General features: G+C 35.2%; 8 protein-coding genes. 4 read left to right on the forward strand and 4 right to left on the reverse strand.

Features of this window, described 5'->3' with window-relative positions:
* Positions 1-3: 3 nt before the first annotated feature.
* Both LNP22_RS09050 and LNP22_RS09055 read right to left on the reverse strand, forming a co-directional pair.
* Positions 4-1,149 carry a peptidogalycan biosysnthesis protein gene (locus LNP22_RS09050; RefSeq protein WP_229976243.1) on the reverse strand — a complete coding sequence of 382 codons (1,146 nt, stop codon included), beginning with the start codon at positions 1,147-1,149 and terminating at the stop codon, positions 4-6.
* A gap of 123 nt (positions 1,150-1,272) precedes the next feature.
* Complete coding sequence (locus tag LNP22_RS09055) at positions 1,273-1,761, reverse strand: DUF1761 domain-containing protein (protein WP_229976244.1); 489 nt, start codon at positions 1,759-1,761, stop codon at positions 1,273-1,275.
* A 426-nt stretch (positions 1,762-2,187) separates the two neighbouring features.
* Between LNP22_RS09055 and LNP22_RS09060 the strand changes: the two genes are divergently transcribed.
* From LNP22_RS09060 to LNP22_RS09075, 4 genes are all read left to right on the forward strand, one after another.
* The gene (locus tag LNP22_RS09060) at positions 2,188-2,493 is read left to right on the forward strand and encodes a hypothetical protein (protein ID WP_229976245.1); all 306 of its coding nucleotides are present in this window, start codon (positions 2,188-2,190) and stop codon (positions 2,491-2,493) included.
* 387 nt (positions 2,494-2,880) lie between these two features.
* The gene (locus tag LNP22_RS09065; RefSeq protein ID WP_229976246.1) at positions 2,881-10,026 is read left to right on the forward strand and encodes a T9SS type B sorting domain-containing protein; all 7,146 of its coding nucleotides are present in this window, start codon (positions 2,881-2,883) and stop codon (positions 10,024-10,026) included.
* A gap of 48 nt (positions 10,027-10,074) precedes the next feature.
* On the forward strand, positions 10,075-10,986 hold the full coding sequence (locus tag LNP22_RS09070) for a PorP/SprF family type IX secretion system membrane protein (RefSeq protein WP_229976247.1): 912 nt from the start codon (positions 10,075-10,077) through the stop codon (positions 10,984-10,986).
* Between the two features lie 10 nt (positions 10,987-10,996).
* Complete coding sequence (locus LNP22_RS09075) at positions 10,997-12,937, forward strand: OmpA family protein (protein WP_229976248.1); 1,941 nt, start codon at positions 10,997-10,999, stop codon at positions 12,935-12,937.
* 299 nt (positions 12,938-13,236) lie between these two features.
* Here the strand turns inward: LNP22_RS09075 and LNP22_RS09080 are convergent, their stop codons facing one another.
* Together LNP22_RS09080 and LNP22_RS09085 are read right to left on the reverse strand one after the other, a co-directional pair.
* Positions 13,237-13,725 carry a hypothetical protein gene (locus LNP22_RS09080; protein WP_229976249.1) on the reverse strand — a complete coding sequence of 163 codons (489 nt, stop codon included), beginning with the start codon at positions 13,723-13,725 and terminating at the stop codon, positions 13,237-13,239.
* A gap of 154 nt (positions 13,726-13,879) precedes the next feature.
* Entirely contained in the window at positions 13,880-15,757 is a 1,878-nt protein-coding gene (locus tag LNP22_RS09085) for an ATP-dependent nuclease (RefSeq protein WP_229976250.1), read from the reverse strand.
* Between the last annotated feature and the right edge of the window lie 24 nt (positions 15,758-15,781).

Below are 15,781 nucleotides of genomic sequence, written 5' to 3' on the forward strand. Positions count from 1 at the left end.
AAATTATTTAAAAGGATTTCGTTCCTGCCATTCTATTTTAGGTTCAAGATAATCGAATATTTTGCCCATCTTTTTATTAATAAATGGGTTGCTGTGGGTAATTAAACCGTACATTTTGACAGGTTTTGCACCCACAGAACTTTTTATTTCTAATGCGGTTCTGGCAAAAACAATAGTTCTAAAACCTTGGTTGATAGAATAGGCGATCATGTCGTATAACATATTGAGGTACAGCATTTTTTCGCGCTGAATGCTTTCGTCATAACCTAAAAAATAGGTGTCCATATCGTTTCCGTTCTTGATTAGCGTATTAAAACCTATTAGCTTTTCTTCAATAAAATAACCATAAAATAAGAACTTGTCTTTTAGTATTTCTTTAAAAGTTCTAAAATGATTTTTGGCTAGAAAAAAAGTGTTAAACGGAGCATTTTTGGCAACATGAAAATACAAATCATAAATAGTGTTTTCATGCTCAATTATTTCCTCCAAAGACATTTTTCGTTTTTCTACTCCATCCGATTTTTTGCGGGCTCGTTTGTATTGGTCACGGTATTTTTTAGATAATGCCTCTATATAATCCTGCTCAGTGTTCCAGTTCTCATTAATTTCAAAAATCATATTGGGCTGAGTGGAGAAGATGTAATTATTTTTAAATTCATCTTTTAGCAAATCAATTTCAGCAGCAGAGAAATCCTTGATACTGGTAATATGTACTTTCTTTCCTTTAGATTTAAAGTCTTTTTTTAAGAAATGAATAGCTTTATGAAGCACTTTTACGGCTTGTGGTTTATTAGCGGTTTCGGCTATAGAAAAAGCATTTTGGCCAGTTAACATATTGTTGCCAACGAACAAAACATGTGAAGCAAAGTTCTTGAAAGCAAAATTACGCACAGAAGTTTTGAGGCATTTATCACGTTCTCCAAAAGATTGTAATTTTTCTGAAAATAAAAATTGCGCCAAGGCAATTCCGATAAGATTTTCGTTCTCGAAAATACCAATAAAATGGCAAGTCATGTTTACAGGAGCCGATTTTTCAAGGACTTCCAGGTATTCTCGAGTCATAAAAATATTCCTTGAAGCCAGTAAATTCCAGTCCACAGGGAGTAATGCAGCGCTATTGTATATGTTAAAAGAGTAAGTTGTGCTCAAGAGGTTATGTATGCTAATTTTTTCAAAATTAGATAATATTTGCAAGAACTCATTTGATTTAAGTTATTATTAAGAAAAATCCGTTTGAGCATTGTTCTCAAACGGATTTCTACTGTTTTATTTTTATACTAAAGCACAAATAATTCCTCCCATTAGCGTTAGGCACACTATCCAGAATCCGGCATGGATGAGAATATATTTCCATGATTTTCTTTCAAACAAACCATTTATTCCAACAATTGGAAGTGCAAGAAACAGACCCGCCATGCATCCGTGAAGAGCGCCATGTTTAAAGGTACGAAAAGCCATTCCGTAATCTGCCATAAAAGCTGAAAAAGAAGGTTTGGCACCCTCAACCATCATTGGGCCGCCAATCATTCCGATAGCTCCGGATTGATGAACTGCTAATGAAATAATCATCATCGCAATCATTAAGGAGAAAAGATACGTAAGCCCAAAAATCTTGAGCATGTTTCCTTTTTTAAGATCTTCCTCGGTAAAATTGTTTTCTCTCATCCAGATCGTTCCAAAAACTTTTGGATGATACCAAATAAATCCTACTACTAGTGTTACAATAGCAGCTAGGAACAGTGCAATAAAGTTAATTTCCATAAAATCAGGTTTTTATAATTAGCTATTCAAATTTAATAAAAAAAGCGTTGTAATTCTGTGTTTTATTAAATAGTAAAATGATTACAAAAAAAAACACTTACTGTATATGTCTCACCAATTATATTTTTTAGTTTAGAAAATGAATCTTAAAGCATTATTCAAAATTGATAATGTGAAGTAATACATATTATTTTTAGCGAAAGCAATTCATCAAATGTTAGAAGAAAGTGTGCAAAATCACTTGATTAATTGAGTTTTTTTATTTTTTAAAGTAAGGCCGTTTGCATTACATATTAAAAAATAATATAATTTTACGTTCTCTATTTTAACAGTTTGCTTTTTTTTAATAACTTTAAGGTAGAATTTAGCGAAAATAGGAGTAAAGACTTTAAAATTTAATGTATTAATATTTTTAATAATAATAGTATGGTAGTACAGTATCAAGGCGAGCAACATGGCAAACCGACAAAATTTACGATAAGAATCATTGGAAATAATCTTTCCAAAAGCAGTTCAAATTATCAAATAGACTTGTTAATAGGCGACAAGCAATTACCAACATTTTCGACGTCAATTCATCAGAGTTTGTCCAATTGCTTGAAGGAAATCTACTTATTTAGTAAATACAACGGAATCAAATTTGATGCTTCGTCAGAAAAAGTGGCGCCAAAATTAGTTCCGTATGACCAGGTTTTATTCAACTACAATAAATACTCATTGTTTATGGCGTAAATTACCGTTTTTATAGAAAAATAAAGGCTACTCGATCTCGGGTAGCCTTTATTTTTTATGGATCTTCATTCCTTACTTTCTGAAAGATTCGACAACCATATTTTCTATTCTGGATGATCTGCGAATAGCTTAAAAAACACTCCTCTTTATTTTGTTTTTATGTAGAAATAGTTCTACATAGAAGGCTTGTGCGTCCTACATTTTTTTGATTTCGATAAAATTACTTTTGTAGGATATTTTTTTTCTAATTAAGATTTTTTAATTGATTTGATTATTAATCTGAGCATATAAAAATTCCTCTGATTTCATCTTACGATTATCAATTCTATTAGGTTAAAACTAGTAGAATTATATAGGTCTAAAATTAAAGTCAAAAAGCAACACAATATGAAAGCTATAATTACTTTACTGATACTATTTTGGTTAGGATGTGTAAATGTTAACGCGCAATCTTTCCTGATTAGTTTTCCCAATCATGCAACCGCACCCACACAGAATCCACAAAATTTAACAGTTTGTAATTCATCTTCCTTACTACAAGTTCGACTTGATGTTGCAACTACAGCTACTACTGGTGCTAATGTGACCCTTCAATTGCCAGTAGGTATTGAATATGTCTCGGGCAGTATTTTGAAAAGCGATGGAAGTTTAGGACTGACTATTGCAGAAAATGGAGGTACAGCAAATGCGCCAAAATTTATAGTAGGACCCAATCAATTGACTACGGGAGATTATATTGTTTTTACCATAGAAAAAAAAGCAACTTGCGCGGCAAGAACAACTGCATTATCAGGAACTATATTTAAAGATGTAGTGACTGCTACAATTGCGGGCGAGACACCGAGTATAGGTACTTCCCCTGCTTATCAGGTTTTCTATCCTGTATTTAGTTTTACGCAACCTGCAACACAAATTAATGCTGTTATAGGTCAAACTTATTCCAGATCTTTTACAATTACGAATGGTGGTAACGGGTGTACAAAAGAAGTAAATTTTACTATTGATTATCCTTCCGGCGGAATAAAACAAACAAGTTTAACTCTGGGAGGTGTTGCAATAATGCCAGTGTCTACTATCGGTACAACCTCTTATTATACAATAAATGCAACTGAATTATCTGGTGGTGATTTTTGTTTTGGTGAGACACTAATTTTTACAGAAACCTATGTTGTAAAAACATGCGATGCTATTACCAATTATGCTACAGGATGGGGATGCGGTTCTGCTGCGGCAGATTGGTGTCAAACGGCAACAGGCAGTGTTGGTATTACGATGGTTTCGGGCGTGTCAAATTACGATCAGTTTACGGTTTCTAAAGTTGGTTATGTAAATGACTGTACGCCGTTTTCGTTTAAAATTGTTTATAAAAATTCTGGAACCGGTAATCCTATCGCTGCAGCAATGTATAATGCTGCTTTTGAGATTGGGCAGGGTGTAGAGGATGGATCGCAATTACAAGCAATGAATTTTCAAAGCTTAAATTTAAATGCAGCGGTACTCAATGGTAATAGTGTGCCGCATAGTGGCGGAGTAGGAACGAGTATTTATAGTATGAATCTTAAAGATTTATTCACTTCAGATCCTGATGGGGCGGGAGTTGGTGTTGACGATCTTGACGGCGATGGTTTTTATGATGATTTACCAGCTGGTGCTTCCATAACATTTGATATTGCAGCTGCAATGAATTGTAATGCAACATGCAACATTAGCCGTTCGTTGTACTATGGCTTTTGCGGCACAATTTTATATAATACGATATGCAGTAGTGCAGTAATTACCAGCAATTTTATTAGAGATTCACTTTACGAAAAAGATAGAGATACTGCTTTATCTACTTTTTTTGGAGAAAACTTACAAACTGCGGATAATAGTTATGCGCCTTCAAATGTAGATTGCGGAGTACCTTTTCGTATGCGATTTTCTGTAAATTGGTATGCGATGGATCCTATTAACTATAATGTTAATCAAAAGTGGGTTTACAAAATCACACTGCCAGCGGGAGTTCTTGTTTCTGGCACTGGTAATCCAAAATGGAATAATGGGAAAGATATCAATGCGACTACTTTTTTAACACCAACAGTAACCCAAGTAGGTAATGTGGTGACAGTAGTCTCTCCCGATGTTTTGCCAGGGATGGTCTATCTTGACTTGATTGTTGATTGTAGTACCTCTTGTGGAGCCTCATTAATAATACCCTATAATTTTGAATATGTCAACGATAATAAAGCAGGTTGTAATTGTAATAACGCTGTATTTTGCGACAGCTACACTATAAAAAATGTTGTTTGTCCTGATGCATGCACTGTTGGCGGAGCAAATATTAAAAGTATAAAAGTAGAACGAGCGGATAATTCTTTAGGATGGACAGATAATACCTTGTCTACTCATCAGGTAAGAAGCGCTATTTCTACCTACGATCTATCAAAAGCTTTATATCTTGATCAAATTGATATTACGGCTACTGGTGTTCAGAATGGTATTGCAGCTACGAATTTATTTCTTTATACAGCAATTAATAAGTACGGAGGTAATGGAGATAAACTAACTCCTTTAAGTATCGATGTAATCATTAAAAGAGCAGGAGTGATAGTTGCTACAGGAACAAGTTCTGTGTTTACAACTATAGGAACTACCACTGCAGGAGTTTTGCCTTTATACGGTATTCAGGCTATACGATGGAATTTAACTGCAACATTACCAGCAGGTGGATTATTAGCTGGGGATACGTACGAAACAGTTGCGCATTATACGGTTTCGACAAATGCTTTACCAAGTAATGATGTGCAAACAGGAAATGCTATTTATTTCTATAATGTAGACATTAACAATAATGAAATTTCATGTGGCAGTAGAGTTCCTGAACTTTATCTTGTTGGGACCATCTTTAATTTGAACCCTTACTCGCAAAATGTTACAAATGCGTGCGGAATTGCTTCTTCTCAAAGTACTATTTACAGGCAATATGCGCCTTCGGGGAATTTTTATAAAAATGAAATTCGTCCCGGACTTATTATTACGGCCTATACAGTAACACTTCCGGCTGGTTATACTATGGTCGGATTTAGAAATGCTCAGGATGGATCACCTTATTTAATACCAACTTCTGTAACAGGGAATCAATATCGATATGAACTTCCGGTTGTAGTAAATGATCTGCGCCCTTCATTAAACTATCAGTCGTATTATGCAGATATGTCGCCAACTTGTGCAACAGCTTCTTCGGAAAATTATACCATTACAGGAGAATTTCAAGATTTTTATTATCATTATAAAGATTTGAGTTCATCAAATCCAGATGCCAAATCGGAAACTTTTACGGTGACTGTTCCTTATAATACAGCAACAAAACCATCAGTTACCTTCACAAATCAAACGGGGACATTACAAGTATCAAAACCAACAGAAAGTTTTACAGTTCGTTTAGCTAACACGGGTACAACGACAGCACCATATACTTGGATGTCAATTCCTAATGTGTCAGGTGTTACCATTACTCAGGTGGTCGATTTGACAACCAATACCGCTTTAACCTCAATAAATTATTCAGGAGGAACATGGTATAAATTAAGTACGGCAGGTTTGGCAACGGCTGCGACTAATAATTATCGTATAGACTTTAATTATACAACTTGCGTTCCCACAACGATCAACGTTGATGCAGGTTGGAATTGTACTTCTTTTCCAACAGACCCGACCGAGTACACTTGTGATCGCAATACAATTGCTTTACCATTTATTCCACAGACTGCCGAGATACAAATTATAAATATCCAGCAACCTACGACACCAATAAATTTATGTACATCTATACCATTTGAGTATAGGATGAATTCCGCAGGTGCAGGAAATACGGTAAATAATAAATTTGTTATCGATTTACCGGTTGGAATGTCATATGAAAGTGGTTCTATCCAAGCAGAATATCCGGCTGGTTCAGGTAACTGGAAACCAGTTGTTTTTAAAACGGCAGGTACCCGAACCACAGTATATTTAAGTTCTTATCCGGATTATCCTGCTGAAGGTTTACCGGGCACATTGAATGACGGAGGAAATAGTAATTTACGATTGATAGGAATGCGTTTTTCACTAAATACCAATTGTGATTTCGTGGCGGGTTCAAACATAAATATTTTTGCTAATGCAAATGGTTCCTGCGGTGTGCCTTACACAGACGATGGGGTAGGTTCTGCCTCATTGCCAATAAATGCAATTGGAGTGGTTCCGGATTATTTGGTGGTGAGTAATTTGGCACTGGCTTCCGGGTCCTTCAATAATTGCAGCAGTCCTTTGGTTTTTAATGCAACACACACAATAGTGTCATCGATGGCAACAGGTTCAACAGGTTCAGCCCGTATTATTTTACCTCCTGGTTATGGATATGTCACCGGCTCTTATGCCTGCAATGCTTCGTTTCACTGCGCGACATCAAAAGGTGTTTTTATCAACGGAGCTGGTCAGAGTTATATAGATTTAGCGATCCCAGCCGGAATGACCTCTGGTAATACATTTAATTATTCATTTGCTATCGAAAAAATTAGTTCTGTAGCTTGTTCCAATTATAGGGTATTATTACAGACAATTGATAAAGTTGCAGATGTAGGCTGTAGTTCAGCTCCCGGAGGAGCTTGTTCTAATATTGCCATACAAACGGGAAGTGCCTCGTATGAATATACAATTTCGAATCCCACATTTGCCATTACAAGTTTTAAAGGAACTTATAATGCAGACAATTACTCAGGTTCAATTACCATTAACAATACAAGTACAAGTAATCAAACCAATGATATTCCTCTTAAAATAGGGTTTTATTGTGCCGATGTATCAGGAAATTCAACCGGATCGTTATTGGCTACCTATACAATGACAAATTCAATTGCGGCAGGTGCAACCGTAACAGAGAATTATACGTTTTCTGGAGCAAGCGCTTGCGGACAAGGAAAAATAATAGCTGTTATTTCTACAGATAATAATTGTATTTGTGAAACGGTTTCGAAAACATCAGATCCGTTACCTATCGCTACTAACGATTCATATTGTTATGAGCAAGGAGCAATTTCAACAACACTAAATGTAGTATCGAATGATACGACAGGAAAAAGTATAATTCCATCTACAGTTAACTTGGTTGTACCTCTGGGCGCAACAGGAATTGTTACAGATAGTGATGGAGATAGTATTAGTATGACTATTGATTCTGAAGGGACTTGGAGTGTGAATGAAACCTCTGGAGAAATAACTTTTACACTTTTATCCAATACAATATTAAATCCAAAAGCAATACAATATAACGCTCGAGATTCAGCAGGAAATGTTTCTAATAACGCAACAGTGGTTGCCAAAGCAGCTTTGAAACAGGTTGGAACACTAGACTCTTCTTGTAATACTGATGGTTCAGGGTATACATTAAATCTAGTAGTAAATGGTACGGCACCTTATCTAGTCACCGGGACTGGTGCGCCAGGTACATGGTCAGGAAACAATTGGACTTCAAATACAATTACCGCTGGAACTAATTATAATGTGAGTATTCAAGATGCTAATGCCTGCAATAGTGTTGTGGTTTCAGGAGTAGCACCAGTTTGCTGTACATTCAAAGTTACTAATCCAACATTTTCATCAACAACTATTTCATGTTATGAGCAACTGCCAGCGGCCAAATCATTAACTAAACTTGAATTCGAGCTTTTAGGAAACGCTGATGGAGTGATAGGAAACTCATCTTGTGGTGTAATTGTAATTACAGCTTCTAATGCGCCCAATACGGGTTGTGACGGAAATGTAATCCGAACTTACACGGTAACAGAATACGCAGACACCAACAATAACAAGGTGAGGGATGCAGATGAGGATATGATTTTAAATACGGTTGATTTCATCCAGACATTTACAATCCAAAGCTTAGATTTTGTGATTCCGCCTCATCAAAGTGCTACGGTCGAATGTGCTTCCGATATCGTAGCGCCTATAGTTCCAATAGTAAAGGATTATTGTGGAAATGTTTTAACCCCAAGTATGCCAATTGTTTCTGCAACACCATCATGCGAAGGCGAAGTGACGTACACTTATACATTTACAGATTGTAGTGGACATACTCGTAATTGGGTTTACACGTATACAATTGATGATACGGTAGCTCCAACAGGAACAGCTCCTGCTGATGTGACGTTACAATGTATTGCTGAAATCCCTACAGCAGATGTAAATTTGATTACAGATGTAGCTGATAATTGTAATGGAGGTGTTACGGTAACGGTTTCAGATTCAAATAATGGCGGATCTGGCGGAATTAATGATCCATATATCCTAAAAAGGACCTATACCTTAAAAGATTGCAGTGGATTAGTTACTAATCTAATACAAACCATAACTGTTAAAAATACTGGCACTACAACAATACCCGTTTTAGCTGATCTATTACTTGAAGGATGTAGTGGAACGCCGGTAGCACCAATAATTAATAAGGGTTGCACAGGAACCATAACAGGAACTACTACAACTGTTTTTCCAATCATACAAGAAGGAACCACTGTGGTTACATGGGTTTTTGATGATGGTCACGGAAACGTAATCAGAGCAAATCAAAATGTGATACTTAATAATGTGATCGAGGCTCCAATTAGTGCAGGAGATCAAACAGAGTGTGCCTTAAAAAGCATTCAAACCTTAACCGCTGCAGTTACTGTCCCTGCTGGGAAACAAGTAATTTGGTATGATGCTCCTATTGCTGGAAATATAGTCGCTTCACCAATATTAAATTCAGTTGGATCAGTTACTTATTATGCAGAAACTGTTGATTTGGCTTCAGGATGTAACAGCTTGGTAAGAACTCCAGTAACGCTAACATTATATAATTGCTCAATAGGATTGATTAAAAAAGTAGTTTTTGATGATAATAATAAGGATGGTTATGCGCAAGTAGGAGAAACGGTGAGTTATCGTTTTGAAATTACAAATTTTGGTGATGTTCCGCTAACAAATGTAAGCGTAACAGATAGTAAGGATGGTTTAATTCTAACGGGAGATCCAATTAATTTGGGAGTGGCAGAAACGAATACGACTGAATTTAAAGGAATTTACAAACTGACACAAGCTGATATTAACCTGGGCAAAGTGATAAATCAGGCGACTGTCAAGGGAACAACTCCTTTTAATACAATTGTCACGGATATATCAGATGACAGCTCTCTTTCAGAAGACAAACCCACAGTACTGGATATTACAAAATGTGTAATCAAAGTTTCTAATGCAATTTCGCCTAATGATGATGGTCTAAACGATGCTTTTTACATTGGTGGTCTTGAATGTTATCCTGATAATACGGTAGAAATTTACAATCGTTGGGGAGTTTTGGTATTTGAAAGAGACCGTTATAATAATGTAGATCGAGTATTTAAAGGGATTTCCGAAGGTCGGGCTACGATAAGTCAGTCTAGCGGATTACCTGCCGGAACCTATTTTTATATCATAAAATATAAAGATGTAAATAACTGTGCAACACAAGAGAAATCTGGCTATTTGTACTTAACCCGATAAATTTAATTTCTTGGGGATTATTCTACCGGGAATATAAAACTAAAACACATGAGAACAAGAATAATAGTATGGATAGTGATTTTTGCATCAATCAGCAGTTATGCTCAGCAAGACGCTCAGTTTACACAATACATGTACAATACTATCAGCGTAAATCCTGCTTATGCTGGTTCAAGAGGCGCTATGAGCATTTTCGGATTGTATCGTACCCAGTGGATTGGGCTTGATGGAGCTCCAGAAACAAGCAGTTTTTCATTAAATACTCCATTAAACAATACCAATTTAGGATTAGGTGTTTCGTTGTTGAGCGATAAAATAGGTCCAACAAATGAGACTGGCTTATCAGTAGATTTGTCATACACAGTACCTACTTCTGAGACTTTCAAACTTTCATTTGGTATCAAGGGAACAGCGAATTTATTCAACTTAGATATTGATAAACTAAATCCTGAAAATCAAGGAGATCCACAGTTTCAGGGCTTAAATTCTAAAATTTCACCTAATATCGGAGCGGGTGTTTATTGGCATTCAGACAAAGCTTATGTGGGATTGTCTATTCCAAATTTTATCGAAACCAATAGATACAGCGACAATGATGTTGCTATTTACAAAGATAAAATAAACTATTATTTCATTGCAGGTTATGTAATTGATATCGAACCTTCCATAAAATTCAAACCCGCTCTATTAACTAAAATGGTCAAAGGAGCTCCTTTACAAGTAGATCTCTCGGGGAATTTTATGTTTAATGACAAATTTGTGGTTGGGCTTGCATATCGATGGAGTGCAGCAGTAAGTGTCTTGGCCGGATTTCAAATTACAGATGGTTTGTATATAGGCTATGGATATGATCATGAAACCACCAGTTTAAGAAGATTTAATTCAGGGTCGCATGAAATATTTCTGCGTTTTGAATTCCTCAATAAATACAGTCGAATAACTTCACCTAGATTCTTTTAATACTCCGATTATGAAAATTAAAAAATTACTTTGTACCGTTTTTTTAGTGCTTTTTACGATCAAGGGAGTTGCGCAAAAAGAGCGTATAGCCAATGCTGATAAAAATTACGATAAGTACGCTTATATCGATGCGATTACCATTTATGAAAAGGTAGCAGATAAAGGCTATAAAGATGAAAAAATGTTTCAAAGATTAGGTAATGCCTATTATTTTAATGGAGCATTATCAAAAGCCAAAAAATGGTATGAAGCTTTGTTTGAGATGAATGATCAGCAGGAACCAGAATATTACTATCGATACGCGCAAACACTAAAATCGGTGAATGATTATAGTAAAGCAGACCAGATCATGGATAAGTTTTATAAAAAAGCAGGGAGTGATCAGAGAGGTGTTTTATATAATAAAAACACCAACTATCGGGAGCAGATAAAAGCAAATTCGGGAAGATTTGAAGTGGAGGATGCAGGAATCAATTCAATATATTCAGATTATGGAGTTGCATTTTTAAACAATAAAGTAGTATTTACTTCCGCCAGAGATACGGGAGGCATAGGTAAAAGAGTATTCAAATGGACCAATCAGTCGTTTACCAATTTATATGCAGTCGAATGGAAGACAGACGGTAGTCCGGAAGAGGCGAGGAGATTTGAAAAAAGTATAAATTCGAAGTTTAACGAATCCAGTGCGATTTTTACACAGGATGGTAAAACAATGTATTTTACCAGAAACAATTTTTTAGACGGAAAGAAAGGGAAAAACAGCGAGAAAATTACGCTGTTAAAATTATATAAAGCGACTCTGATTGACGGAAAATGGAGTAATGTAATGGAGCTGCCTTTTAATAGTGACGAATATAGTGTGGCGCATCCGGCTTTAAGCTCAGATGAAAAGACATTATATTTTGCTTCGGATATCCCGGGAGGTTTTGGCCAGTCAGATTTGTACAATGTTTCTATTAATTCTGATGGTAGTTTTGGTACGCCAAAAAATTTAGGACAAGCAATAAATACCGAGGGACGCGAAACATTTCCTTTTGTATCTGGAGACAACGAATTGTATTTTGCTAGTGATGGTCAGCCAGGATTAGGCGGGCTGGATATATTTGTAACGAAGATGAATACTGATGCTTCTTTGGGGACCATAGAAAACATTGGAGAGCCGGTAAACAGTAAAGATGATGATTTTGGATATGTGTTAAACGGCAAAAGCAGAAGTGGTTTTTTCTCTTCAAACAGAGAGGGCGGACTTGGTTATGATGATATTTATCGATTTACTGAAACTAGAAAATTAAAATGTGATCAAACTATATCGGGCACTATCCGTGATTTGGATAGCCAAATAGTACTGGAAAATGTCAAAGTAAACCTGCTTGATGATCAGTTTAAAATAATAGGGGAAGTCATAACAGGAATTGACGGAACTTACCAATTTACCGTAGATTGTGGAAAAAAATACGCTGTAAGAGCCGCAAAAGATGATTATGAAACCAAAGAAACCCCTATAAACATTAAGCGGGAGTCTGGTACGACAAGTTTGGACATTCTGCTCGAAAAAAGAGTTAAACCCGTTACCATTGATACAGATTTGGCCAAAACAATGGATATTGCTTCTATTTATTTTGACTTAGACAAAGCAACAATAACCCAAAAAGCAGCCTTTGAACTAGAGAAAATCTATGAGGTAATGATGCAGTACCCAGAAATGATAGTCGATGTTCGTTCGCATACTGACAGTCGTCAAACGGCCAAGTACAATTTGGAATTATCAGAAAGAAGGGCTCGATCTACGATTGCATGGCTTGTGAAAAAAGGCATTGCTTCAGGTCGCTTAACAGGCAGAGGATATGGTGAGAGCCAACTTATAAACCAATGTTCAGACAATGTATCTTGTACCGAAGCAGAACATCAGGCCAATAGACGAAGTGAATTTATAATTGTCTCGATAAAATAATAAACCCAATTGCAATTTTAGTAAAAGCCGCAAAGTTTCTTTGCGGCTTTTAGCTTTTAGCGACGAGGTATTTGTACTTAATATGCTAAAGAGCACACTAGAAAGTTTTAAACGGATACATTTTAGTAAAGTTTTGGCTCTACAAGTGATTTGCCGCTCGAGTCATAGTAAACTGACGAAGTAAATCATCCCAACAACAAAACGAACTTTCCATTAAGCCAATTGCTTAAATTCGTTGTAATTGTAATAGTTTTTTTATTATCAGTTTGTGAATTTTAGCATTTTAAATTTTCATTCTTCTACTTTTCTGATTCAGATTTTTTTGTGCCATTTTCCTGTTCCTTATAGACAAAGTAAAATAGTAACATTGAGTTAATCAAACATAGAAATATTCCATATCTAATTTGTCCCAAATTCGGTAATGTGAATATTAAAACAATAAATGACAAAAGGATAGCAGATAAATTCAAAAAACATAGAAATAATTGGTTGTAATGCTTTCTAATAAAACAAACTAATAAAGTTATGTTCAGAAACATAATGAGTGTAAAGCTTAATAAAACGGGTTCGAAAGACATCGCTAAATCATAACCACTCAAAGAAAAGTCCTTTTTTGCCTTTTCGAAAGCTATTTCTTTTTCTTTCGCTGTTTCAGCATTATGATATGATTTAATAAAACTCGAACTTCTTTTAATGCTTTTATCAGAACACATTTGGAAAAAAGGTGAGAAGAAAATCAGCATACTTAAGCTTGCTAAAAAACGAATTATATTTTTTCTGTTTTTCACGATGGAGTTCATTAAAAAGCCTTACGTTCTGCCGCTTCACGCAGTTGCGAACTTCGGAACTTTTTATTTTCCGTTAAAGATAAAAATTCTTGCGAAACGTAAACGTGAACTTACCCAAAATTCGCAATTGCGTGAAACGGCTGTTACCAGCAGTTTATATTTCGAATTGAAAGTCATGAGGTATTGTCATTTCATTAAAATCAATCTCCTTGTCTAGGCTTGTTAGTGATTTACTTATTTTAATTTTACAAACAAACCTTTTGTCGGCTTGAATTTGTAAATCCGTCACTTCTAGAATTTGATTGAATAATTTATAATCAATTTTCGCATGAGTTTTTAGACCATTAATGTTAGCTATGTCTCCTTTTGAAATAGCTCTTTGGACTGTCTGTAACCACTCGACTATTTGGAATTTAAGATGTTTGCTTAAGTCAACTTTTATTTGGGGAACTGAAGATTTTAAAATTAAAATCAGGTCGGCATATTTACTTTCAAGTTGTGTGATGTCTGGTTCTGATAAAATATAATCACGTTCTAAATGAAAAGATGTGCTCTTTTCTTTGTCAGTAAAATTTAAGTAGTCAATTGCTGATTGTGTGTAATAATGCTCTATTTCGCCTTTTGGAAAAATAAAAATATTAGCGGACTCGAAGGCCTTTAATAACAAAGAAAACTTAGGCAGTATGTAGTTTATATTTGTCTGTTGTTGAGCTGATACGGCAGAATAAATCTTTTCTTTAAATTTTTGGAGCGCTATTAGTTGCGAAAAAATAACAGTATTTCTCTTATCAGGAACAGAAATAAGTGGTTTTAGAAATTCTATTAGTTGAATTAAATCTGAGTCTGTTGCAGTTTTTGTAACTAAATCATCTGCAACTTCTTTTAACTTCCGGTCTAATTCGCCAATTAAAGTAGATAAGTCTGTTCCTAAGCCACTGTCTTGAATATATTTATTGCAATTTTCATCCTCTTGTGCTACTTCCCTTAATTTCCCTTTGAAAAAAGCGTCTAGGTCTGCTATTATTCTAGCTTTAATATTTAACTTTTTACAAAGGCGAAAAAATACTGCTAATTCATCCTTTCCACCGACATCAATTATACTCGAACCTGATGCGCTAATGTTATAATCTAACTTATCAAAAAGTAATGTGATAATTTGTTGGTCGGTATATCCTTCAACAAATACAGGGTTTGGTGAAAAGAAAAACTGCTTGTGATATGTATTAAACCGAGGCAAGAATTTTTTTAATATATATTCATCTTGTGCGACCAATGAGTCAATAAAGTCAGGTGGTTGATTATAATGGCAAACTAAGATGCTTTTTAAATCGTCAATACTTCGTAGGTCTAAAAAGTAAGGTGAGTGTGTAATTATAAAAAAAAGTTTCTTAGAAGGGTCGATCTTGGGATCTCCAGCAAATTTGCGAATTTCACTAAGAAAAAACGATTGATACTGTGGGTGAAGATGGAGCTCAGGTTCATCCAAGATTAAACAGTTTTTACTATCATCATATAAAAACGTTAATAAAGTTATTAGTTCCTTTAAACCGTGACACTCATTTTGTTGTAAACCAAATTCAGCACCTCCTAAGTTATCTTGTATTTTTGGTTTTAAATAACCACCTTCTTCAACTAAGCGAATAGTTTTGTTAAAAATATCCGAAAGCAAAGCTTCAATTTTTATTCTAATATCTAAATGCTCTTTAAGAAGAACGAATGCAGAAGATGATAAACCAAATTGTTCTCCTTCACTTTTAAGGGTTTTAAATTCTGATATATTAATCCCAGCAGTTAGTCTACTTGAACCAAAGTGACTATAACTTCTTTTTTCAAAACCACTCAGGCGCTCGGCGTTTAACATTCTTGCTTTATAGCCATGTCTGTTAAGTTCAGCCTGCAATTTGTCAGCAAATAATGATTTTCCTGTTCCATTTGGTCCAACTATTAGATTAATAGTTCCCCAATCAGTTTTGTTAAACTCTGCCTCTTTCCATAGTTCTGGAATTTTAATCTTTATTGAAATGTTTATCATTTTATAGTCTGTCTTTTAAATTGC

This window comes from Flavobacterium flavipigmentatum (assembly GCF_020911905.1).
GTDB classification, from domain to species: Bacteria; Bacteroidota; Bacteroidia; order Flavobacteriales; family Flavobacteriaceae; genus Flavobacterium; species Flavobacterium flavipigmentatum.

Excerpts from the sequence above, each read along its gene's own strand:
- LNP22_RS09055 (WP_229976244.1), bottom strand. The coding sequence starts at position 1,761 with ATGGAAATTAACTTTATTGCACTGTTCCTAGCTGCTATTGTAACACTA.
- LNP22_RS09060 (WP_229976245.1), top strand. The coding sequence starts at position 2,188 with ATGGTAGTACAGTATCAAGGCGAGCAACATGGCAAACCGACAAAATTT.
- LNP22_RS09065 (WP_229976246.1), top strand. The coding sequence starts at position 2,881 with ATGAAAGCTATAATTACTTTACTGATACTATTTTGGTTAGGATGTGTA.
- LNP22_RS09070 (WP_229976247.1), top strand. The coding sequence starts at position 10,075 with ATGAGAACAAGAATAATAGTATGGATAGTGATTTTTGCATCAATCAGC.
- LNP22_RS09075 (WP_229976248.1), top strand. The coding sequence starts at position 10,997 with ATGAAAATTAAAAAATTACTTTGTACCGTTTTTTTAGTGCTTTTTACG.
- LNP22_RS09085 (WP_229976250.1), bottom strand. The coding sequence starts at position 15,757 with ATGATAAACATTTCAATAAAGATTAAAATTCCAGAACTATGGAAAGAG.